Source organism: Starkeya sp. ORNL1, assembly GCF_012971745.1.
GTDB lineage: Bacteria > Pseudomonadota > Alphaproteobacteria > Rhizobiales > Xanthobacteraceae > Ancylobacter.
In genome coordinates, this window is record NZ_CP048834.1 from 4,729,297 (window position 1) to 4,750,803 (window position 21,507).

General features: G+C 60.0%; 20 protein-coding genes and 1 tRNA gene. 12 read left to right on the forward strand and 9 right to left on the reverse strand.

From position 1 onward, the window contains the following. Window positions 1-29 precede the first annotated feature (29 nt). Both typA and G3545_RS22390 read left to right on the forward strand, forming a co-directional pair. A complete protein-coding gene (typA, locus tag G3545_RS22385) occupies window positions 30-1,859 on the forward strand; it encodes a translational GTPase TypA (protein ID WP_170015829.1) in 1,830 nt (609 codons plus the stop codon). A gap of 157 nt (window positions 1,860-2,016) precedes the next feature. Further along, the gene (locus G3545_RS22390) at window positions 2,017-2,526 is read left to right on the forward strand and encodes a GNAT family N-acetyltransferase (protein WP_170015831.1); all 510 of its coding nucleotides are present in this window, start codon (window positions 2,017-2,019) and stop codon (window positions 2,524-2,526) included. A gap of 196 nt (window positions 2,527-2,722) precedes the next feature. Here G3545_RS22390 and G3545_RS22395 read toward each other — a convergent pair whose 3' ends face one another. Both G3545_RS22395 and G3545_RS22400 read right to left on the reverse strand, forming a co-directional pair. Beyond that, a complete protein-coding gene (locus G3545_RS22395; protein ID WP_170015833.1) occupies window positions 2,723-3,034 on the reverse strand; it encodes a DUF167 family protein in 312 nt (103 codons plus the stop codon). Window positions 3,035-3,060: 26 nt separating this feature from the next. Next, complete coding sequence (locus G3545_RS22400) at window positions 3,061-3,339, reverse strand: YggT family protein (RefSeq protein WP_170015835.1); 279 nt, start codon at window positions 3,337-3,339, stop codon at window positions 3,061-3,063. 183 nt (window positions 3,340-3,522) lie between these two features. On the opposite strand from G3545_RS22400, the gene G3545_RS22405 reads away from it, so the two are divergent. Beyond that, a tRNA-Ala gene (locus G3545_RS22405) sits at window positions 3,523-3,598 on the forward strand. A gap of 158 nt (window positions 3,599-3,756) precedes the next feature. Here the strand turns inward: G3545_RS22405 and G3545_RS22410 are convergent. After that, complete coding sequence (locus G3545_RS22410) at window positions 3,757-4,062, reverse strand: hypothetical protein (protein WP_170015837.1); 306 nt, start codon at window positions 4,060-4,062, stop codon at window positions 3,757-3,759. 601 nt (window positions 4,063-4,663) lie between these two features. Between G3545_RS22410 and G3545_RS22415 the strand changes: the two genes are divergently transcribed. From G3545_RS22415 to G3545_RS22450, 8 genes are all read left to right on the forward strand, one after another. Next, window positions 4,664-5,614, forward strand: coding sequence for a sugar nucleotide-binding protein (locus tag G3545_RS22415; RefSeq protein ID WP_170015839.1), 951 nt, complete (start codon window positions 4,664-4,666; stop codon window positions 5,612-5,614). Next, window positions 5,611-6,459: a TIM barrel protein gene (locus G3545_RS22420; protein ID WP_170015842.1), complete on the forward strand. Its 849-nt coding sequence runs from the start codon at window positions 5,611-5,613 to the stop codon at window positions 6,457-6,459. The genes G3545_RS22415 and G3545_RS22420 overlap by 4 nt, the downstream gene beginning before the upstream one ends. Further along, window positions 6,456-7,508, forward strand: a complete 1,053-nt coding sequence (locus G3545_RS22425; protein WP_170015844.1) for a hypothetical protein — start codon at window positions 6,456-6,458, stop codon at window positions 7,506-7,508. Before G3545_RS22420 ends, G3545_RS22425 begins: the two co-directional genes overlap by 4 nt. Further along, a complete protein-coding gene (locus G3545_RS22430) occupies window positions 7,505-8,677 on the forward strand; it encodes an FAD-binding oxidoreductase (RefSeq protein ID WP_170015846.1) in 1,173 nt (390 codons plus the stop codon). Before G3545_RS22425 ends, G3545_RS22430 begins: the two co-directional genes overlap by 4 nt. Further along, on the forward strand, window positions 8,674-9,114 hold the full coding sequence (locus G3545_RS22435; protein WP_170015849.1) for a GtrA family protein: 441 nt from the start codon (window positions 8,674-8,676) through the stop codon (window positions 9,112-9,114). The genes G3545_RS22430 and G3545_RS22435 overlap by 4 nt, the downstream gene beginning before the upstream one ends. 107 nt (window positions 9,115-9,221) lie before the next feature. Continuing rightward, window positions 9,222-10,019, forward strand: coding sequence for a glycosyltransferase family 2 protein (locus G3545_RS22440; RefSeq protein ID WP_170015851.1), 798 nt, complete (start codon window positions 9,222-9,224; stop codon window positions 10,017-10,019). Then, on the forward strand, window positions 10,016-11,620 hold the full coding sequence (locus tag G3545_RS22445) for a hypothetical protein (protein ID WP_170015854.1): 1,605 nt from the start codon (window positions 10,016-10,018) through the stop codon (window positions 11,618-11,620). Before G3545_RS22440 ends, G3545_RS22445 begins: the two co-directional genes overlap by 4 nt. Window positions 11,621-12,431: 811 nt before the next feature. After that, the gene (locus tag G3545_RS22450) at window positions 12,432-13,574 is read left to right on the forward strand and encodes an acyltransferase (RefSeq protein ID WP_170015857.1); all 1,143 of its coding nucleotides are present in this window, start codon (window positions 12,432-12,434) and stop codon (window positions 13,572-13,574) included. A gap of 124 nt (window positions 13,575-13,698) precedes the next feature. Here G3545_RS22450 and G3545_RS22455 read toward each other — a convergent pair whose 3' ends face one another. From G3545_RS22455 to G3545_RS22480, 6 genes are all read right to left on the reverse strand, one after another. Continuing rightward, window positions 13,699-15,441 carry an HAD-IIIC family phosphatase gene (locus G3545_RS22455; protein ID WP_170015860.1) on the reverse strand — a complete coding sequence of 581 codons (1,743 nt, stop codon included), beginning with the start codon at window positions 15,439-15,441 and terminating at the stop codon, window positions 13,699-13,701. 43 nt (window positions 15,442-15,484) lie between these two features. Then, entirely contained in the window at window positions 15,485-15,721 is a 237-nt protein-coding gene (locus G3545_RS22460; protein WP_170015862.1) for an acyl carrier protein, read from the reverse strand. An 11-nt stretch (window positions 15,722-15,732) separates the two neighbouring features. Further along, window positions 15,733-17,208 carry an SDR family NAD(P)-dependent oxidoreductase gene (locus G3545_RS22465; protein WP_170015865.1) on the reverse strand — a complete coding sequence of 492 codons (1,476 nt, stop codon included), beginning with the start codon at window positions 17,206-17,208 and terminating at the stop codon, window positions 15,733-15,735. 33 nt (window positions 17,209-17,241) lie between these two features. Further along, on the reverse strand, window positions 17,242-17,592 hold the full coding sequence (locus G3545_RS29930) for an acyltransferase (protein ID WP_206151323.1): 351 nt from the start codon (window positions 17,590-17,592) through the stop codon (window positions 17,242-17,244). A gap of 683 nt (window positions 17,593-18,275) precedes the next feature. Next, a complete protein-coding gene (locus G3545_RS22475) occupies window positions 18,276-20,117 on the reverse strand; it encodes an alpha/beta hydrolase (protein ID WP_281411686.1) in 1,842 nt (613 codons plus the stop codon). A 162-nt stretch (window positions 20,118-20,279) separates the two neighbouring features. Further along, a complete protein-coding gene (locus tag G3545_RS22480) occupies window positions 20,280-20,681 on the reverse strand; it encodes a Rap1a/Tai family immunity protein (protein ID WP_170015872.1) in 402 nt (133 codons plus the stop codon). Between the two features lie 231 nt (window positions 20,682-20,912). On the opposite strand from G3545_RS22480, the gene G3545_RS22485 reads away from it, so the two are divergent. Continuing rightward, the gene (locus G3545_RS22485; RefSeq protein ID WP_170015874.1) at window positions 20,913-21,398 is read left to right on the forward strand and encodes a hypothetical protein; all 486 of its coding nucleotides are present in this window, start codon (window positions 20,913-20,915) and stop codon (window positions 21,396-21,398) included. Window positions 21,399-21,507: the final 109 nt, after the last annotated feature.

Below are 21,507 nucleotides of genomic sequence, written 5' to 3' on the forward strand. Positions count from 1 at the left end.
CTCTCGGGCCCGCTTTTTGGTGTTTCCTCATGAAGCTGCGCAACATCGCCATCATCGCCCACGTCGACCACGGCAAGACCACGCTGGTCGACGAACTGCTCAAGCAGTCCGGCTCCTACCGCGAAAACCAGCGGGTCGCCGAGCGCGTGATGGATTCGAACGAGCTCGAAAAGGAGCGCGGCATCACCATCCTCGCCAAGGCCACCTCGGTGGTCTGGAAGGACACCCGCATCAATATCGTCGACACCCCCGGCCACGCCGATTTCGGCGGCGAGGTGGAGCGCATCCTCAATATGGTGGACGGCGCCATCGTGCTGGTCGACGCCGCCGAAGGGCCGATGCCGCAGACCAAGTTCGTGGTCGGCAAGGCGCTGAAGGTCGGCCTCAAGCCGATCGTCGCCATCAACAAGGTGGACCGCGCCGACGCCCGCCCGCAGGAGGTCATCAACGAGGTGTTCGACCTGTTCGCGGCGCTCGACGCCAATGACGAGCAGCTCGACTTCCCGATCCTCTACGGGTCCGGCCGCAATGGCTGGATGGCCGGTTCGCCGGAAGGCCCGAGCGACGAGGGCATGGCGCCGCTGTTCGACCTCGTCCTCAAGCATGTGCCGGAGCCGACCGTCGATGATGGTCCGTTCCGCATGATCGGCACCCTGCTCGAAGCCAATCCCTTCCTCGGCCGCATGATCACCGGGCGCATCACCTCGGGCTCGATCAAGCCGAACCAGTCGCTCAAGGTGCTGGCGCAGGACGGCTCGGTGGTGGAGCAGGGCCGCGTCTCCAAGATCCTGGCGTTCCGCGGCATCGAGCGCCAGCCGATCGAGGAAGGCGTGCAGGGCGACATCGTCGCCATTGCCGGCCTCTCCAAGGGCACGGTGGCCGACACCTTCTGCGACCTTGTCGTCGAGGCGCCGCTGAAGGCGCAGCCGATCGACCCGCCGACCGTAACCATGACCTTCATCGTCAACGATTCCCCGCTTGCCGGCACCGAGGGCGACAAGGTCACCAGCCGCGTGATCCGCGACCGCCTGCTGCGCGAGGCGGAAGGCAATGTGGCGCTGAAGATCGAGGAATCCTCCGAGAAGGACTCCTTCTTCGTTTCCGGCCGCGGCGAACTCCAGCTTGCAGTGCTGATCGAGACCATGCGCCGCGAGGGCTTCGAGATCGCCGTGTCGCGCCCGCGCGTGGTGTTCGCCAAGGACGAGGCGACCGGCGAGGTGCTGGAGCCGATCGAGGAAGTGCTGATCGACGTCGACGAGGAATATTCCGGCACCGTGGTGCAGAAGATGAGCGAGCGCCGGGCCGAGATGGTGGAGATGCGCCCCTCCGGCGGCAATCGCCAGCGCCTCGTGTTCTACGCCCCGACCCGCGGCCTGATCGGCTACCAGTCGGAACTGCTGACCGACACGCGCGGCACCGCCATCATGAACCGGCTGTTCCACGCGTATGCCCCGCACAAGGGCGAGATCGCCGGCCGGGTCAATGGCGTGCTGATCGCCAATGAGGCGGGCGAGGCGGTGGCCTATGCGCTGTGGAACCTCGAGGATCGCGGCCCGATGATGATCGAGCCCGGCTGGAAGGTCTATCAGGGCATGCTGGTGGGGGTGCACACCCGCGACAACGACCTCGAAGTGAATGTGCTGAAGGGCAAGAAGCTCACCAATATCCGCACCACCTCGAAGGACGAGGCGGTGCGACTCACTCCGCCGATCCGCATGACGCTGGAGCGCGCGCTGGCCTGGATCCAGGACGACGAGCTGGTCGAGGTGACGCCGAAGTCGATTCGCCTGCGCAAGCGCCTGCTCGATCCGAACGATCGCAAGCGCGAGGAACGCCGCAAGGAAGCCGAAGGCGTCTGAATTCCGGCGGATCTGCGACCAATCGACTGGGAAACGTCCCGCAACGGGACGTTTCCTAGCGTCCGCCGTGGCCGATCGATCACGCCTGCGCGGGTCGGGCAAATTTCCATTAACTAAGGTCTTGATCCCGGGGTGCGGTTTTGCTCCCATTCAGGAGATGAGCACGCTCCTGATCGAGACTCGCCGGGCTCGCCCGGAAGATGCTGCAGACGTCGCCGCCATCCATGATGCGGCCTGGCGTGGCGCCTATCGCGGCCTTATTCCCGGTGCCGACCTCGAGAAGATGATCAGCCGGCGCGGGCCGCGCTGGTGGCAATCGGCGCTTGGCCGCGGTTCGCGCGTGCTGGTGCTGACCTTTGGCGACGACGTCGCCGGCTACGCCAATTTCGGTCGCAACCGCGCCCGCAGCCTGCCGTTCGAGGGCGAGATCTACGAGCTCTATCTCAAGCCGGAGTATCAGGGCCTCGGCTTTGGCCGCCGGCTGTTCAAGGATGCGCGCAAGGAACTGGCGAGCGCCGGCTTCGAGGGCCTCGCCATCTGGGCGCTGGCGGATAACGACCCGGCCGTCGGCTTCTACCGCGCGCTCGGTGGCCAGGCGGTGGCGCGCTCGTCCGAGACCTTTGGCGGGCGCACCCTGGAGAAGGTCGCCTTCGGCTGGGGCAGCTGAGCGTCCGCCCCGGAAGCGATCGCCAATCGAATGGCCGTCTTCCCCGGGCTTGATCTGGGAGCCCACGACCGTGGGGCGGGCAACCGTGGATAGCGGGGAAAGCCAAGGCTATTGCCTCGGCGGCTCTCAATGGACGGCGACCGAAGGTCGCCTTTGCCTGGCCATGACAGCGGAATTGAAGTCTCCCGGCAGGAGATCACTGCGCCCCTGTTAGGGCTTCCAGCCGCGCGATGATCGCCGCCGGATCGCCTTTCAGCCGAAACGTCTTCAGTCGGCCCGCGGCGCCCTGGGTCAGGGTGACGCTGGAGCCCGGCACGCCGGCAGCCCCGGCCAGCAGCCGGGCAAGTGCGGCATTGGCCTTGCCATCCTCGGCAGCGACGGCGATGCGTGCCTTGAGCACCGCGCGCCCATCAGACAACCGCACGACGCCGTCTATGGCGTCGCGCCCGCCGCGTGGCGTGGCCCGAACACTCACCGCCACCCCGTCGGGCAGCACCGACCAGGGCAAGCCATCAAAGGCCGAGGCGTTGCCACTCAGGTGAACATCTCGAAGACGAGGTTGCGGATGAAATAAAGGCCGATGATGAGGAGTACCGGCGAGATGTCGATGCCGCCAAGATTGGGCAGCAGCCGGCGGATTGGCGCCAGCACCGGCTCGGTGACCCGCCAGAGGAACTCGCCGACGTTGCGCACGAACGGATTCTGTGGATTGACCACGTTGAACGCCACCAGCCAGGACAGCACCGCCGAGGCGATCAAAATCCAGACGTAGAGGGTGATGAGCGTGTCGAACAGCCAGAGAAGCGAGTACATCGGTAGCCTCGACGGGGAGCGGCGGGTGGCCGGATAACGAGGATGCTTAAAGGCCGCGCCGCATCGCGGCAACCCCGATTTGCGCCGCAGCTTACCGGTTGTGATGCTGTTTTGGCGAGGCGTCGCGCGCCAGCTTCTTGACACGGCGCACGGGCCAACCGTACAAGGCGCCACCCGACGCGCGGGGCCGTAGCTCAGTTGGGAGAGCGCTGCAATCGCACTGCAGAGGTCAGGGGTTCAAATCCCCTCGGCTCCACCAGCGTTATTAATGATTCCCACGATCTTGCGAACGATTGACGGCGCGCGGGTAAGCAATGGATGAGCGCGCCGATTGATTTCGTGCTTGGGCATCGAGCGTTGCTGCGCGCAGCATCAGGCCCGGTCGCGACGCTCGATGCGCTGACTACGCCTGCGTAATCACCAGATCGACATGTCGGCCTCCGCTTCGGCCTCCTCTTTCGTCATCTCGCGCTTCGAGTACTCCCATTTGCCGTCGGGTCGCATCCGCCGCCAGACATATTGGGAGCGCCCACCCTCGATGGTCTTGACGCTCCATCGTTCCTGACGCCTGTGCCAAATGGTGGGGTCGTGCGGGGTCGGGTTGATCTCTTGCTCGGCATTCAGGAAGACGTGCCAAAAAGCATCCACGGTGTCGCGAGCCGCCTCATAGGCGCGCACGAGCGGCAGGGCCAAAAGCGACAGAAGCGACAGCGCAGTGTGCATCCCGCAACGGAACACACGCATAACGATCAGTCAATCTAGAATCGCTTTCGAAATATAATCGAAGCATCGATGTTGTGGTTCAGCAGTCGGTCGCTGCGGTTGGGGGGTGGAGAGAGAGTGACTGCCCCGCTCTAGGTTGAGCGCCCGACTGCCTTAGTCATCGATTTCGACGGGGTTGACGGTCGTTGAGGGCAGAACTACTGCCGCCAATGGCTAGATGAGCACCATCTGCACCTGAGGCTGTGGCGCAAAAATAACACACCCGAACTAGTTTGCGCGCGCTTTCGAAACGTTCTCTCGACTCCATGCACGCAATGCGAGAAAAATGCTGCACTGCAAGGGGGCAGATGAATAATGTTGCGATCATTGCGGCTCCGCGGGTGCGTTCCGGACGCGCCACCACAGCGTTCTGTACCCTGTCACTCAAGAGTCGCGGCGAGACCGAGGTTCAACACCCTAGCAGAAATGCCGTCGGTCATCCCGGCGGCAGGCTGGCCGTATCTCAATAGTGTTTAGCGCTTCGTGAAATATCTCTCCCGGGTATAAGCACAACTTCACTCGCGCAGCATTACTCATACTTTTTTCTTTAGGGATATGCGCAATGGCCGACGCTCTTATCGGATTTACCGGGTTTGTCGGACAGAATATCTGCCGCTTGCATGAATTTGAGGCGCAGTTCAATTCCAGAAATATCTCCGAGGTCCGTGGCGGTTCCTACGAAGTCATCGTGTGCGCTGCAGCGCCGGCGACAATGTGGGCTGCCAATAAGGATCCGGATGGAGACCTGAGGAATATCCGCGAACTCGTTGGTCATCTGGAGCATGTGACTGCGGAACGCTTCGTTCTGATCTCGACCGTTGCGGTGCTTGATGGCGCCGATGCTGGCCTAGACGAGACCACGAGTCGGTTCGAAACTGCAAAAGCGTACGGTCGCAATCGCCGCTTCCTGGAAGAAGCATGTGCAAGCCGCTTTTCCAAATCCCACATCCTGCGGCTTCCGGCTCTCTTTGGTCGCGGTCTGAAGAAGAATTTTCTGTTCGATATTCTCAATCCGATTCCGTCGTTTCTCGCGAGTGACAAATACGCTGAACTTCTTCAAAAAATGTCGCCTCGAGCAACCAGTATTATGCAGGGCATATATCGCTTCGCAGACGATTTTGGAATGTATCGGTGTGAACGTCACCTGCTAAATCGCAATCAACGTTCGATCCTAACGGAGGCTATGTTCGAGATCGACTTTACAGCTCTAAACTTCACTAATGCCGACAGTACGTTTCAGTATTATGGACTTTCCAGTCTCTGGTCGGATATCGTTCGAGCGATCGAGCACGATCTACCCGTCATGCATTTGGCTCCGGCGCCCCTTTGCGCAAATGAAATCTACGCTGCCTTGACTGGTCGAGTATTGGAATCGCGAGCCGCGCCGCTTTATCGCGAAGATATGCACACGCAATTTGCAGGACTCTGGGACAATCAGCACCCATATACTCAAGGAAAAGCCGACGTTCTCGCGGGCCTTAAGATCTTTTTCAATGAGGCGTCACAGCAATGATATTCGCAGCCTCCAACATTGCCTGGTCCTACGCGGATCGTCTCTCGGCCTACGATATATTGCGCGATAGCGGGATCACGGGACTGGAGATCGCCCCTGGTCTCCTGTTCGAGGGGGAAGCCGACCCATTCGAGCCCTCAGTCGGTGCAGTGCGTGCGCGCATCGCTGAGCTCGATCGTGCGGGACTTAAGCTGGTCTCCATGCAGTCGTTGCTCTTCGGTGTCGAAGGCGCCGAACTTTTTGGCTCGCCTGATGCAGTCGAGCGAATGGCACATGCGCTCAGACGCGCCATTGCGCTGGCAGCCCGTATCGGTATCGCGAACCTGGTGTTTGGATCTCCCCGCCAGCGGATCGTACCGCTGGGGATGACGCAAGCCGATGCCCTATCCCGAGTTCGAGCTGTTTTTGCGCCTCTTGGTGACCTCGCCGCAGCAAATGGGACCGTCATCGCCATGGAGCCCAATCCGGCGGAATACGGCACCAATTTCATGACAAATTTCCTGGAGGCACTTGAGATAGTGGAGGCTGTTGCACATCCGGCGGTCACGCTAAACTTTGACACCGGCGCGTTGCACATGACCAACGAATTCGCGCACGTATCGCAATATCTGGTTGAAGCGCGCGATCATATTTCTCACGTCCATGTCAGCAGTGCTTTTCTCGGCCCGGCTCCAGCGGTCGCCAGTGAGGCTGCCACGCTCATCAGCGCTCTCGTTCGCATCGGGTACGAACGTGCTGTCTCCATTGAAATGAAGGCGAACACAGAAGGCGGTCTCGAAGCCCTTGCCGCCTGCGTTGGTCGACTTCGTGATGGTGCCGATCAGGCTGGGATAGTCCTACAATGACAAACTCAGCGATTTTGCCGGTACGGCGGGAAGATGTTTTCGTTTCGCTTTGCTTTCCCGAGGCTCCCTCAACGCCAGAAGACGTTGACATCATCGCCGCTGCGACGCGGATGATCGCAGAGACATTTCGATATTTCGAAGTGTTGATTATTGCTCGAATTGATCAGGATGCCGACGGCCTGCTCCGGCGATGCTTGCAGAAGTGTCCGAATTCACGTGTCATCAAGGTGCGTGGCTCCTCGCTGCACTATTCGCGCCGTGTCGTGGCGGCGAGCGAAGCCATCGGCGACGTCGTGGTCATCACCTCGCTCAGCGAAGTTGCCAGCCTTGACATGACTGTTCTCATTGCGACGGCGATCGAACGTAACGCTGTGACTGTCTTTACCCAGCAGAGTCGGAGCTGGACCACCCCGATACTGGCGCTGCTGGGAGCAGCAAGCCGCTTCCGCATCTCGGCCAACGATATGCGCACCATCGCCCTGCCGCGAGCCTGGCTCAATCGGCTCCTGGCGCACCCGCAGCACAACCTGGCGCTTCGCTTTCCACCGCTCGGGGAAGGCTTTCCGATTCATCACATGCCGGCTGGCAGTCTGCCTCCACTCAAGACAATCGATTCCGCGCGAGGGCGGCGTATAGGGTTGCTTTATCAACTATCAGTCAACGCCGCGCCGGTCGTTCTCATCGGCGTCGGAGTGCTGTCGGCGACAGTGGTCATGGGTGCTCTGCTCTATATGGCCTATGCTGTGGGAGCGTTGTTTCTTGTTGCCAATTTGCAGGCTGGCTGGTTCACCACGTCTATCGTTCAGGCATGCACCGTCTGCTACCTTGGTCTCGCAATACTGGGGCTTTCCATGGGGCTGCAGAAGCTCCTGGAGTATTTGGCGCCCCGGACACACGAGACGATCATGGAGGAGATGAGCAACGCAGATCTCTTCGCCGACGTCCAGGACTTGAACATTTCGGTCGATGTCGAGCGCTCGCATCGGTTACCGGGTGGCACTCTCGACGATCCGGATCGAGCGTCGCTCAAGGCGTATCCTGTTCAATGACGCCCCGCCACACCCCGCCAGCCTATGATTTTACTGTGATTGGCGGCGGCTTTTATGGTTGCTGCCTGGCGCTATTTTTACGTTCCATCAGCGCGCGCGTTTTGCTGGTCGAAAGTGGCGATGCGTTCCTTACGCGGGCATCTCGCGTAAATCAGGCACGTGTTCACACCGGCTTCCACTATCCGCGTAGCTTCATCACGGCAGCCCGCTCTGCCGCACTGAGCGACCATTTCGCCCATGATTTTCCTGAAGCAATCGTTGACGACTTCAAGATGCTCTACGCAATCGCCCGGCGGCGTTCGAAGATCTCAGTCGGGCGCTTCCACAAAATGTTTGCGGAGATGCGAGCGCCCATACGGAATGCCAGAGATGCTGAGACCGCTTTATTCAGTCGCGAGATGATTGAGGGCGTGTTTGAGTGCCGAGAATACGCCTTCGATTATTCGGTGCTGCGAAAACTTTTGACAGAGCGCATCCATCGCAACGGAATTGCGATACGGTTGGAGACGGAGGTCGAGGATGTGGAGGATCTCCCGGACGAAGTCGTCTTGACGCTGTCGAATGGTGAGACGGTGCGCTCATCCCACGTATTCAACGTTACCTATTCCCAGATCAACCAAGTGTTGCGTTCGGCGGGACTGCCGGAAGCCCCGATGAAGCACGAACTGGCCGAAATCGCATTGGTAGAACCTCCTGCGGAGTTGGATGGGTATGGCATCACTGTAATGGACGGGCCGTTCTTCTCGACGATGCCTTATCCTGCGGAGAAGCTCTATTCGCTGACCCACGTACGTTACACGCCACATCATAGCTGGCTTGATGAAAGTGTTCGCCAGTCAGCCTATGCCATAGGCAAGACGCTGACGCCTGAAAGTCACGCGCGTCATATGATTCTGGACGCCCAACGCTATCTGCCCTGCCTGCAAGAGGCGCGACATGTGAGATCGCTTTATGAAGTGAAATCGGTGTTGCTTAGGAACGAACGGGACGACGGAAGGCCAATCCTGTTCCAGCGCAAACCCAGTACGTCGCGTATTACGTCGGTAATGGGCGGTAAGATTGACAATATATATGATCTATTCATTTTGCTGAAGCGCGAAGGACCGGAGTGGGCCGGCGCGCATGACCACTATGTGCGAGGAATTACTACGGCAACGGAGGCAATATGAAAGTCCGCGCGTTGCTATCTACAAATATGTTCCGCTTTCTGGTCGTTGTCGTCTTCGGGCTTTGCATGGACCTCTCCGTGGCGTGGAGTCTTGCCAATTTCGCGGGAATTCCACTCGTTTATGCGGCCACGGGAGGATTTTTGCTGGCAGCTCTTTTCAATTATGTTCTGAATGAGTTGTGGACATTTGCGGACGAGAATTGCCATCTCTCGTTCAAGCGTGCGCTTCTCTACGTTCTACCAATGCTCGTCACGTTGAGCTCCCGCCTCCTTCTCGTTTTTCTGCTGTCTCCGTACGGGACCGGGCGTGTCTCGAGTCTCGCTATCCTGATTGCAGCCGCCAGCCTGTCTTTTGTTGTCAACTATTGCCTTAGCCGCTTCGTCGTTTATCGCCGCACGATCGGGCCCACAGGCTCGTATGCCACCTCTCAGCAGTGACATGAGGCGCGTCACCCGATCATGCCCCAGGCCAATCGAGTGGGCGTCAGTGCATCAGACCACGTGGGATCAGACGGGTTCAAGCCGTTCACCAAAGGACCAGCACAATGGGCACGACAACCTGGGACGTCCCGGCCTTCCAAGCCAGCGTCTATGCCCCTCGCAACCATGACTGCGTGCTGGTCATACCCGTTATAAATGAAGGCGAGCGGATACGCGCTCAGCTGTTGCGCGTGCAGGCGGCACAATTGCCCGTTGACGTGATCGTGGCCGATGGAGGCTCAACGGACGGCTCGCTCGCGGCGGATTTTGTTGCAGCCGCCGGGGTGCGCGCCGTACTGACAAAAACCGGCTCAGGACGCCTTTCTGCACAGCTCCGCTGCGGTTACTCGTGGGCGTTGGACGAAGGCTATGAGGGCATCGTCACTATTGACGGCAACGGCAAAGACAATGTGGAAGCGGTTGCGCATTTCGTAGAAAAGCTACGCGAGGGCTATGACTATGTGCAGGGCTCGCGATACCGCAAAGGCGGCAAAGCCGAGAACACGCCGCTCGAACGGACCATCGGCAATCGCCTGATCCATGCGCCGCTGATGAGTCTCTCGGGGCGACGCTGGTTCACAGACACAACCAACGGCTACCGAGGCTACTCGCGTCGGTACTTGGTAGACCTTCGTGTGCAGCCATTCCGATCGATCTTCGTGAACTACGAACTGCTTTTCTACCTGACCGTTCGGGCGGGCCAGCTGGGATATCGCGTCGAGGAAATTCCGGTTCGGCGCACTTATCCAATCGGTGAGCCAACGCCAACCAAAATCACGGGAACTGGCGCAAAATTCGCAGTTCTCGCTCAGGCAATAAATGCTGCCTTAGGCCGCTATGCTCCAGACGGTGGCCGCTCATGAACCCACCCATAATCTCTCGTGTAGATCGTCGCCACCTGGCCACCCTGGCCTCGATTTTGGCATTAGGAGGTCTTGCCGTCCTGATCTGGATGTTCAGCCGGCGATCGTTGTGGATCGATGAGGCGATGGGGATGCTCAATTATCCGCTGAGTAATCCCCTGGATGCATTCGCTCCGCTGCCGCTATATACCCAAGCGGCGCCTCCAGGCTTCAGTCTGCTGATATCGATGCTGGCCTTCCTGCCTCCCGAGGGGGTCAGAAGTGCTTTGGCGGTTACGATTATAGCTATAACGCTTCTCGCACTCCGGGGATATTTCAACAGTCGATGGTTTCTACCCGTTGCCGCGCTCGCTATTTCCGCTCCGCTCAAATTCTTGTTTTATGCGACCGAATTGAAATACTACGGCCTTGAAGCAGCCGGTGCGGCCATTTCGTTTGGCTGGATTGCCGCGCGAGGCCTCTCTAACCCCTTTAGAGTCCGCGATGTTGCTGTATTACTCGCCTCCGCGTTCTGCGGAATTATTACCTTGGTAATTGCGCCATGCGCCGCCGCTGTATTCTTAGGCATGCGCATTATCGACGGACACCGGCCGCGCGCCGTTGAATACGTATGCGCGTTGGCACTCGCCTGTGCGCTGGGGTTGTATTACCTCCTCATTAAACACGTCACGCTGCTGCAAATGCAGACATACTCCAATGTGTATGATCTCAGCGGCTGGAGTGCCATCCGCGGAGTGCTTGAGTATGGACGAAATTATTTGGGCTATCCTGGGCTGATCGCCTGCCTAGTGGCAGCGGCATCCTGCTTGGCCGATATACGCGCGGAACGGTCGCGTAAGCTGGCGGGCTTGGCTTTCGTCGTCATGGGAGCGATCATGACGATCGCATTTCTTGGCAAATTCCCCGTCACTGCTTCCAGGCACGTGGCCTTCCTTGGAGGAATTGCGATTGTGCTATCGGTCAATGCCGTATTTATAAAAAGAGACCCCTATGGGACCAGGTTTTTAGTTCGAGGAGGCGCTTGTCTTGTGCTGGTTACGCTCTTCGCGTGGAACCTGACGCGGGGCTTTCCGTACGTGGCTAAAGGCGTGGCAGATAACGATCTTATTATTGCATGGATTGACGAGCAGGCATCGACCGCGATTGGGTTATGGAATGGAGCGCAGCCCGTAATAGACTACTACAAGCCCCGGGATGCTGCGCTCAATCGCCATCATTACTTTGGAAAAGTCAACGCTACAACGGCCGTCCCAGATCCACGGTACTTTGATCACACGCTCCCTGCGAAAGACTACCAGGCAGTTGCCGACTGGATCGAAGGGGCGCGCAGCGAGCCTGGTGCCTGGGCTCGCGTATCGCTCTATCGCCGCGTGTCAAACATGATAGCGCCGGCGCGATCCCTCGTCGCGGCCGCACCCAAGGGCAGCGACTTCCTGGTCGTGGCGACCCATATGGAAATGCCGGGGGAGCGCCCGGACTATCGAACAAACTCACTTATGAACGCTCTCAGCGAGGCAAATTGCACCTCAACCATGGTGCTGTCGGTTCGCTCGGCTTTCGTGCTTCGGGCCCGATGCCCAACCGGCGGCGCGGACGGGTAGAGGCTACCGCGTACGGCACTCGTCACTTGCCACAGGTGCCGCATTTTCGACTTCCCAGTTGAGCACCGAGGCGCGAGCGCAGGCGGTGCGTGTCGCCGTCATAGAACGCTGACGCGACACAGTGTGCTGGACCGGCCGTAGCGGCAGGGCCGGCGAGCCTGGCATAGCGGCGTTCCACTGAGGCAAATTGCCGCCCGCATGCGTCTGCGGACGTATTGCGTCGCCAGCCTGCGAATACTGACGGAGCGTATAGCGCCGGCATCGTTGAGACAGCCTCGGTACGACTATTCCATCTCCCTGCGGCCCGCACTCCCAGACCTCAGTTGAGGCGCTCCATGCCGCATTGCGGAACCTTCCAATGTGGCCAGCCGAATGGTGAAGAGCGGTTCATGCCTCCGAATATCTCTTTCACGTTCCACGTGTATACACGCATAGTACATGCGCTGCATGCCCCACCGGCATTGCGCTGAGCGTAGTGATAATAATGTAATTCCATTCCTACACCGCGGTGGGCTTCCTCGGGATTTCTTCGTGATATATGCTCGGGACTCTGGAATCCTCAATATCGTTTCGAATTTATCGGCATGATCTTGGAAGTGGTGTCGCGAGGTGAGGCTGTACTCCGCCCTTCGACGGTGGCAGGGCGGCTGGTTGGGCACGCGCCTTTGGCGGGAAAACGGTCCCGCTCGCAAGGGCCGGCCTGGGCTTTCGCCTTGCGATACGTCGCCGAGGATCAGAGTTTGACCGTTCGTTCTGACCTCACACCTGTATCGCCAACGGAAGACAATTGATGTGAATCTGCGGAGGCTGGATGTCTAGTCAGATAATACGCGAGACACGTTTCGATTTTATCGACTGTTTGCGTGGTATTGCAATACTGGGCGTCGTAGCCGTCCATGTCGGGCTTTCTATAGACGGTCTATCGCCTCCGCTGGATTCGTTCTCGGCATTTGCCTCGCGAGGGGTGCAGCTGTTCTTCATACTGAGCGCGGTGACGTTGACGATGATCTCCGTCAACCGTCCGTTCTTGACGGGCCCATTCTATGTACGCCGCTTCTTTCGCATCGCGCCGATGTTCTATCTGGCCCTCGTCGCCTATGTCGTCATCGACGGTACGGCGCCGAGGCTGTTTGCCCCGGATGGGGTCGGGCTCAAGCAGGTGCTGCTGACCCTGACGTTCATGCATGGCTGGTCGATCGACAGCTTCAACAGCGTTGTTCCCGGTGGGTGGAGCATAGCGTGCGAAGCGATGTTCTATTTCTGCTTTCCGTTGCTCCTGCGCTATATCCGCTCCATACGGGCGGCTGCCATTGCCTGTGCCGCGAGTATTCTGCTGGCGCTGGCCTGGTCCACGCTGGTCAAGACGACGAGCGTTTATGATGCGGATCCGTTCCTCGTGGGTTCGTTCATCCGGTTCAGCTTCATATTCAACTTGCTGTCGTTTTTGTCGGGTATCCTGCTTTACTACGTTATGGCTGGCGAACAGCACCCGTTGATGCGCAAGGGATCGAAGGGGGCGTGGATACTGCTGCTCGTATCAAGCGCGGTGCTGGTGTTCGGTGGAGCGTCGGGCTTTTCGAGCTTTCGTAATCCCTTGATCTCGACGCTCGCGCTCGTGCCGTTTGTATATGCGGTCTATCTGACCAGTCCGGTCGCGATCATCAATCCCGTCATTCGCCATATCGGACTGGTATCTTACAGCATCTACCTTGTGCACTTCGCAATTCTCGATTTCATCGGTCGGTCGTTGCTCGCGGCGACCGCAGCACTCACGCCGGATTTGAAATTTGTCGTCTTCTTCGCGGCAGCAATGGTGCTTTCCACCGGCACCGCGACCGTGACCTATTTCTGCGTCGAGGTGCCCTTCATCGAACTTGGCCGCAGGCTCTCCTCTGCCATTTCGGACCGCCTTGTGATCGGCAGCCGCGTTGGGAAAGAGCCGCGCAGGCTGTAGCCCCGCCTCGCGAGCTCCCGGACGATGCCTGTCCGGCCAACAAATCCGGGCTTCTCGACGCGTGCACGTCGACGGCAAAAGCGGGTGCAAGGGCGGATGCCGCCCCCCACCCGCTTGCCGGATCCTAAAGCCCTGGGCGGGCGATTTCCTCAGGCCAGGTGAGGCTATCGAGATCGTCCAGCACGAACTGCTCCGGCGAAGTCGGCCTGAAGCCGTAATCGGTGTAGAGGTTCTCGACCAACTGGTTCTTGTTGGTTCGAAGATAGGTGCCGACCAGGCGCTTGCTGCCGCGCCTGCGGAGGAGATCACACATCCCCGCGAAGACGGAACGCTCGACGCCGCGGCCGAGCACACGGCAGCTCATCAGCAGGGTGTCGATGTCGGTTGTGTCGCCTTCGTGCTGCAGAATGGTGACGCCGACGAGACCGTATTCGCCGAAGCGGTCGGTGACCCGCCAGGCAAGAACGCTTGCCGAGGAATCCTCGATCAGATTCCCGATGTCGTTTTCGGTCTTGCGCCGCGTGGTCAGATTGAACTGATTGCTCTTGTTGATGAGTTGGGTAACGCGAGCAATGTGCTCCGGCTTCACCTCGAACAGATCGATGCTCAGCTGAAGTTCCCGGCGAAAATCCTCCGGGCTCACGGCGGTCGCGAGATCGCGCCGCTTGCGTTCCTGCAACATCATGTCCGATCGGGCGCGATCTTCGTTGCTGATCTTGTCGCGGTCGAAACCACGATACGAGCCGAACTCCCTCGGGAAATGCGGCAGCTCGGACGGAACCAGGATGCTGGTCACCATCGGAAGCGCAGCCCTGACATGCTCGATTTCCATCGCGTTGTCGTCGACGAAAACGAAGCTGTCGAGGCCGATATTCAGTTCCCCGGCGAGGCTCGCAATGTTGCTGGGCTTGTCGTTCCAATTGATCCGGGCGGCGACGACATCGTCGCGCTTCAGCACCATGCCGTCGTGCTTGTCGAAGACTTCCCAGACATCGGCTGCGTTGTTCTTGCTGCAGAGCGCGATCATCACGCCCTGGCTGCGCAGCGTCAGCAACTGATGCTGGAAATCCCGGAAAACCGAGCCGGGATGATCTTCGCCAAGTGCGATGCCGGCGAGGCCGTCTTCGCCGATGATGCCGCCCCACAATGTGTTGTCGCAATCGACGACGACGCATTTCTTCGATGCGGTCGACTGGGAGCGGATAAGCGCGGCGGCGCTTTCACCGATCGCATCCCAGAAGGCTTCGCTGTAGGGCTGGCGGTAAAGATACCACTTGCGCCAGTCCATCGAGGCTTCGACGCCGAAATATCGCTGCAACCCGTCGAGGTCGAGCAGGCCGATATTGTCGATCGCGCGGATGCGCGCGGTCCAGGTCTCGGCCACCTGCTGATGCAGGACGCCGACCGTGGAAACGCTGCTGAGAGAGCGGATATCGTGGTCCGGCGAATGGGGGAAGGGCGGGACGGAGCAGATGATGTTTCCGGGGAAGCTCTCGCGCAGGGCCGCGACGGCGTCCGCCAGTTCGTTGATCTTTTCCAGCAGCGGCGCCGTGCCTGCGCCACGCAGCGCAGCCTGGAAATCGGGACGGACAAAGTCCTCGATACGCCAGAGCAGCACCATCGCGGCCGGCGTCTGGTCGGCGTAGTAGATCTGCCAGTTGTGGCACAATTGGAAGATCTGGTTATAGGGGGCGATCGTCACAACCGGAGGTCGCGCCGGGTCATTCACCAGCCGCGATCCCAGATACGGGGCGATTGGCTCGGCGGTGAAGGTTGCGGCGACGATGATCCGATCCCGGTCGAGGTCCGACGTTTCCACGCCGCGGCACAATCTAAGCCAATCAGTTCTGCGTTGCATCAACGACATGAAAGCATCTCCGTCCGACTTAAATGAAACGTCGTCTTCGAACTCAGACGAGCGCGACCTGACGTTTCTCGAGCACCGCCCGGACCTTGCCGACATTCTTCATCGTCTCGATCTCGCTGGTGTGCAGCTCGATCTCGAACGTCTCCTCGATCGCTGCGATGAGGAGCATGTTCGCCAGGCTGTCCCAGGCTTCGGTATTGTCCGGCGACGTCGCATCGCTGATGCTGTCTTCCGGGAGATTAAGCGTCATGGCAAAGATTTCAGTCAGTTTATCGGTCATTTTTTACTCGTTCATGGTGTGTTGGGAAGGTTGGGGCGGCGGCTTTTCATGGTGCGGCAGATATCGAGCAGCACCGCGACGGGATCGTCTGTCGCGACGTTCATCAAGGTCGCGGTCTGGTCGGTGGGCAGTCGGGGCAGGCGCGACACCGTGACATTCACCTCGTCGTCGTAGCGGTTGAGCATCTCGCACACCGCCTCTCCGGCCATCTTGGCCACATAGTATTCGGCGAGATCCTTGAGCGGATTATTCAGGGCATCGCTGGACGGGTAGAAAACGGCAAGCCCGCCCTTCGCGAGCTGCTTGGCTTCCTCGACGACGCTCAAAAAATTTGTAGTATAATTACTGATAAAACCATCGAGTAGATGATCTTCGAAAAGCCTCTTCTTGCGCACGAAGATATGGGGCGTCGCAAAGTAGAACATATCTGTGACAGAAATGCCATCGCTGCCCAGTCCGGCAAATGCTTCCGCGGGGCTTGCGACATCGAGCCTGATGGCGCTGGCGGCGACACCGTTTTCCCGCATCACCGCAATCGCGGCTTTGGCCTCCTCCTCGCCGCTCCGATAGGTGATCACGACCTCCGCGCCACCAGCGCCAAGCAGGTTCGCGGTCAAGAGGCCCAACCCGCGCGAGCCGCCCACGATCAGCGCACAGCGGCCGCGAAATTCTCCGTCGGTGACCGCCTTGCGGCACGTCGCGAAATCGATCGCGCCGACCCTCGGCCGGACGAAGGTTTCCGAAGAGCCGGACAATGCTTCGCTTTGAAACTGCAATTGGACGTGGGAAAGCTTGGGCGTCACCCGTTTTGCCAGGAATTGCAGGTCCGAGCCGACGCCATCCAGAAGATTGACGGTCAGCGTCGCGAACATCGAGTGAAGACCCGGCACCTCCATGCCGATCGCGTAGGTTATGCCGAGGAGATTGGCGATGCGGTTCGTGCCGTAGGTCTGTGACGCCGCGGGAAAGAAAGCGCGGATTTCCGCCGGCTTCTGCGGCAAGCCGACCACGCCCTGATAGCCCTGCATCTCCTCGATCGAAAATTCTCTCGGCGAGGTCCGGCAGTGGTCAACCGCCATGGACCAGTCGGGATCACCGAATTCCGGGCGCCGCGCCACGAGGCTTATGGTGGTCAGCTGGGTGCCATCGCTGACATAAGTGAGATCCAGCCCGTTCTCCGTCGGGCGGACTTGCAGGAATAGTCTCTCCCCCAGGAAGACCGGCCGGTGAAACCTTGCGATGATCCGCGCATAAGCCACGGAAGGGAGCAATCCGGATACGGTCTCGAGAGCCCGAAGGACGAGGTGCATGCCGTGAACAATGGGTTGCCCAAACAAGGTCCGGCGCGCGACCACAGCGTCAAGATGTACCGGGTTGAAATCGCGCGACAGGCGAGCAAAGGCTTCTTGCCCAGCCTGCTCAAAGGCGCCGAGCTCTAACCCCTCAGTCGGCAACTCGCTGGTCCGCAGCTCATTCGAAACCACCACTACTGCCCCTCGCAATGCTTATTCGTGGAAAGGTTACGCACTCGGCAAGCGGTGGCCCAATTTTCCTGTGCGGATATTCGTCTCCACGATGCGCGCCGGATTTCCGGAAACTACGCTATTGGGAGGCACGTCTTTCATCACGACGGATGCCGCCGCAACGATGCAGTGGTCGCCAATCGTCACGCCGGGATATATTATCGATCTCGCACCGATCAGGCAGTTCGAGCCGATCCTGACGTCTTTGTGCTTTCTGTTGACAAAGTCGTGCGTAAGTATGACGGACTCAAACGTCACTGCCGTATATGATCCTATATGTATTCCCTTCGGATTGGTCTTGTCCAAGCGCGCACTGAAAGAAATCTCGGCACCCTCGCCGATATTCATCCCCCAGACCTTTCGCAACCAGTTCCTACGAAATCCCCGCACATACGGAGTCAGACCCGTTCTAACGCGTGTAATAAATGGCTTGTTTTGCATTGAGTTCCTCTTTATGCGGGAATTTCCCTAAAGGACCAAGTTTAACGCGCTCGACTGTGACCTGATTTGAACCTTGTTGTAAGTTCTTCGAGAGTTCGACAATACTTTTTTACTACCGAAGCGAGACCTTCGCCCGATGTCCGATGAAACCCGCGCATGCGAGCCGTCGAGGTACAACGTCGATCGACATGCCCACGGCTTCGAGTTTCCCGGCAAGGTCTGACGACGCGCCGCCCCACCCTTTAGTAAGACAGGCTCAACGACGTCCATACGACGCTCCGACAGTTTGCCGGACAAAGTCTATCTTACGGAAGCGGTGACGGGGTTGCGGCACATCGCCTTGGGGCAACAGCGCGCGGCTGTTCTAATCGAAGCAGGCCGCCGGATGCTGACGGGCCGACTTGGGTCGCAGTCAGTTACTGTGAAGAATTTGCGGAGGCGTTGTCGGCACGCGGCCGCTTTGCGGTCGCGCCGACGAGAAAGGTTCCCGCAAGAATAGAATGATTCTTGCAATCAGAAAATACTCAAACTATTGAATATAAATAATTTTCCTATCCTTCAAATAGTTCTAAGGGGAAAGGGTTCCAGCCTCAGATCTTCGTCAGGATGCGGCCGAGCACCCACAAATAGACGACCAGGACAATCGCCCACACGTAATCCGGCACGGCCAGTCCCATGAAGCTCGATGGCTGGCCGTCGATCAGCGCAAGCAAATAGGCGGCGATGCCGGCCAGCAGGATCGCGATCCCGGGAATGGCCAGGGGCGCCGCCGCTGCGATCGCACGCATCCAGTGGGGATGCCGCGCTACCAGCCGCGGGGTTGGGATTGCCGCGCCGCGCTCGGGCGCCTCGGCGGTGTCGGCCAACAGGAAGCTCGACATGCCGTCCCACGTATCGGGCCGGATCGCGGCGCTGTGCTTGCCCCTTATGTAGCGGATCTGCTCGAGTCCCGCGGCAGCCTCGCTGAACCCGCTGTGCCCGGCGGCGCCGAGGCCGCAATGCCGCCCCTGGCCGAAATAGGAGATCCACTCCAGCGCTTTGGGAACGGTCGCCACCACCCAATCCTGGCTTGCCACATAATTGAGGATCTTGCGGACCTGTGGCGGCTCGCCATTCCTGCCGGTTGTGAAGTCCGCCCATTTGAAGCGGCTGCTGACCACGCTGCCGGCGAACACCACGCGCTCGAAACGAACGGCGGCGCAGCGGTCGATTGCGGCCGCGAGCAGATAGGTGCCGTGGCTGTGTCCGACGAAATGGAACCGCGTCCCCTCGGGATAGGTGGCGCGGGCGGTCACATATTGATCGAGGAACCAGCCCACGCGCTTGCTGCGCTCGGCGCGCAGCAGGAAGGCGCCCATCGGGAAATAGCCGTATGAGGAGGTGATGGTGTGGCAGGTCTTCCGCTGTTCAATCGCGAATGTCTTCAGCCGATTGGCGAGCCGCTTGGTCCAAAAGCCGTAGTCCCTGATGCCGTGGACGATGAAGACGACATCCGCCGGAGCGTGTGGCGTGGGGGCGTCCGGGTTGTCGGCCGCCGCCAGGGGCTCGGTCGTGACGTGGAGTTCGGCTGCTCTTTCGCCGACCATTTCCGCGATGAAATCCGGCGACATGGCGTGGGCGGCCAGTTCGTCGGCGCTGCCGGTGAGAGCGAGCTTGAATGCGCGATACCTGCCGTCGCCTGCCGTCCGGTCCCAGAACTGCAGGATCGAGGCGTGGCCCGATCGCTCGACTTCGAGATGGAAGACCGGCTGATTGGTGGCGATATCGATGTTGTCTCCAGGCGCCACGACATTGTCGAGCGTGCCGATCAGGTTCACCACGATCGGCGTGTCCCGTCTGTCGATCTGGCGCTGTATCTTGAGAATCTGCAGGCGCAAGGTCGTCAGGAACGGCGCACCGCGGCGGACATCGAGCACCAGGAAGTTGCGGCCGCATATATTCTCGATGACATTGCCGAACCATTGCTGGATGCGGATATCCGGACCGACCGGCAGATGCGGATCCCAGCCGCGATTGACCCCGGCGATAAGTATCAGGCGCTTGATGGAGACGGCCCATGGCCTGGCCTCGGTCAGCGCGAGATCGCCGTTCAATTTCGCACCCCGGGCCTGCACCCACACCGCCCGCGCCAGCGCCGCACCGAAACTGTGGCCGACCAGAATGACCTCGCGGTATCTGCCGTTGCCGTAGCCGGTGATCTTCTCGTCGAGATCGGCAAAAAGCCGTTCGGCAAGATCGACCGCCCTGGCTCTACTTAGAAAATAACGTATCGGCAGGCTTGGAACATAGCAGTCGAAATCCGGATGAATCACGCGTGCTGCACCCAGGAGGTCAGCCATGCTCCGCGTATCGTCGTGCCAGCCGTGCAGAATGACCAGAAGCCCGGTCGCATTTGCACACGCGTGGAAGCCTGCGTCGCTGAAGGAGCTCACGGCTTGCTTTCCTGTATTGCAGAAGGTTTTACGCGTCGGTCGATGCCGACCTGATCGAGGACTTAAGCACCCGATCGGCAGGGCAGCAATCCGGATTCTCGTCCATGAACGAACCGCCGGATCGGATCGCGCGACGGATGGCGCGAGGTTGCGGATCGCCGATCACCCGCAATATCTCGCCGAGAGTATGTCGCGGATCATCAGCGCCGCCGGGCGCCGCAAGGGGTATTCGTCGCCGTTGCGGCTCGTTCTCACCGCGAAGTCGACGATGACCTTCTTGATGTCGCCGAGTGAAGGCCGGTCATTGAAGCAGCGTGCAGGAAATGTGCGGGTGCCGAACATGCCTTCCACGACGCCCGTTATATAGGCGTCGCACCACTCCCCGTCGCTGGCCGAGCCCTGGCAAAGCTGCAGCAGCTTCAGGCCGGTGGTCGATTTCTCGCCCGCATCCATCTTCGGGCTGGGGGAATCTGCCTTCAGGCCAGGGGAGTCCGCCTTCGGGCTCGGGATCGGCGGGCCGATCAAGGTGAGGATCAGCACGGCGCGTCCGATCCACCGTGCCATTTGCGCGTTCTCGTGCCGTCGAGCAGGATTTCCAAGCATAGCGTCGCCTCCCGTCACCACTGTCTGGTGTGAGTGGCGGGGAAAGAACGCCTCCACCGTGAGAGCAGCGTGAATCCGCTTTGACCGGCTTGGCGGCGGGGTGCCCGGCGCGATTCACGCTGCTCTCACGCTGCTCGCGATTTTCTCCCTTCCGCGGTCACCCGGCCGCCGTTCAAATGATGGGAGATCACCATGAGACGAACGTTGATAATGATCTCGTTGCTGGCCGCGATCGGTGCAGCGCCGTCTTCGGCATTCGCCGATGAGGTGCGCGTCGCCACTTTCCGCGGCAATGTCGAGAAGGCCTGCGCGCGCTTTGCCGGCCGCCCGCCTGGCCGCGCGGAGTGCCGTGCCGCCATCAGCTCGGGCGGCGCGCTGCTTCCCGGCCAGGCCTACCGTGTCGCCATCGCCGATTTCCGCGGCGTGCTTTACTACACTACCGAGCAGCAGGGCCTTCGCGTGGTCGCGACCTTCGAACAAGAGGCGGGGCAGGCGCCGATCCGGATGATCTCCATGCTGGCGCCGACGCAAAGCATGCGCATCACCGTGCCGGACCGGCCCGGCGTGCCGCTTGCCGATGTCGAGGTGCAGCGTGTGGGAGATCTCGTCGTGGTCCGGGAGACGAAGCAGACTGCCTCGAACGACCCTCCCGTCACGTCGCAGCAGGATGCGCAATGAGCATCCGCGCTGGTTCCGAACGGCAGGACTATGGCGGCCCGCGAAAATGGTCCGCCATAGTCCTGCCGAGCCGGGCAGGCTACCGTCGCCAGGCACCACCGTGCGTCCC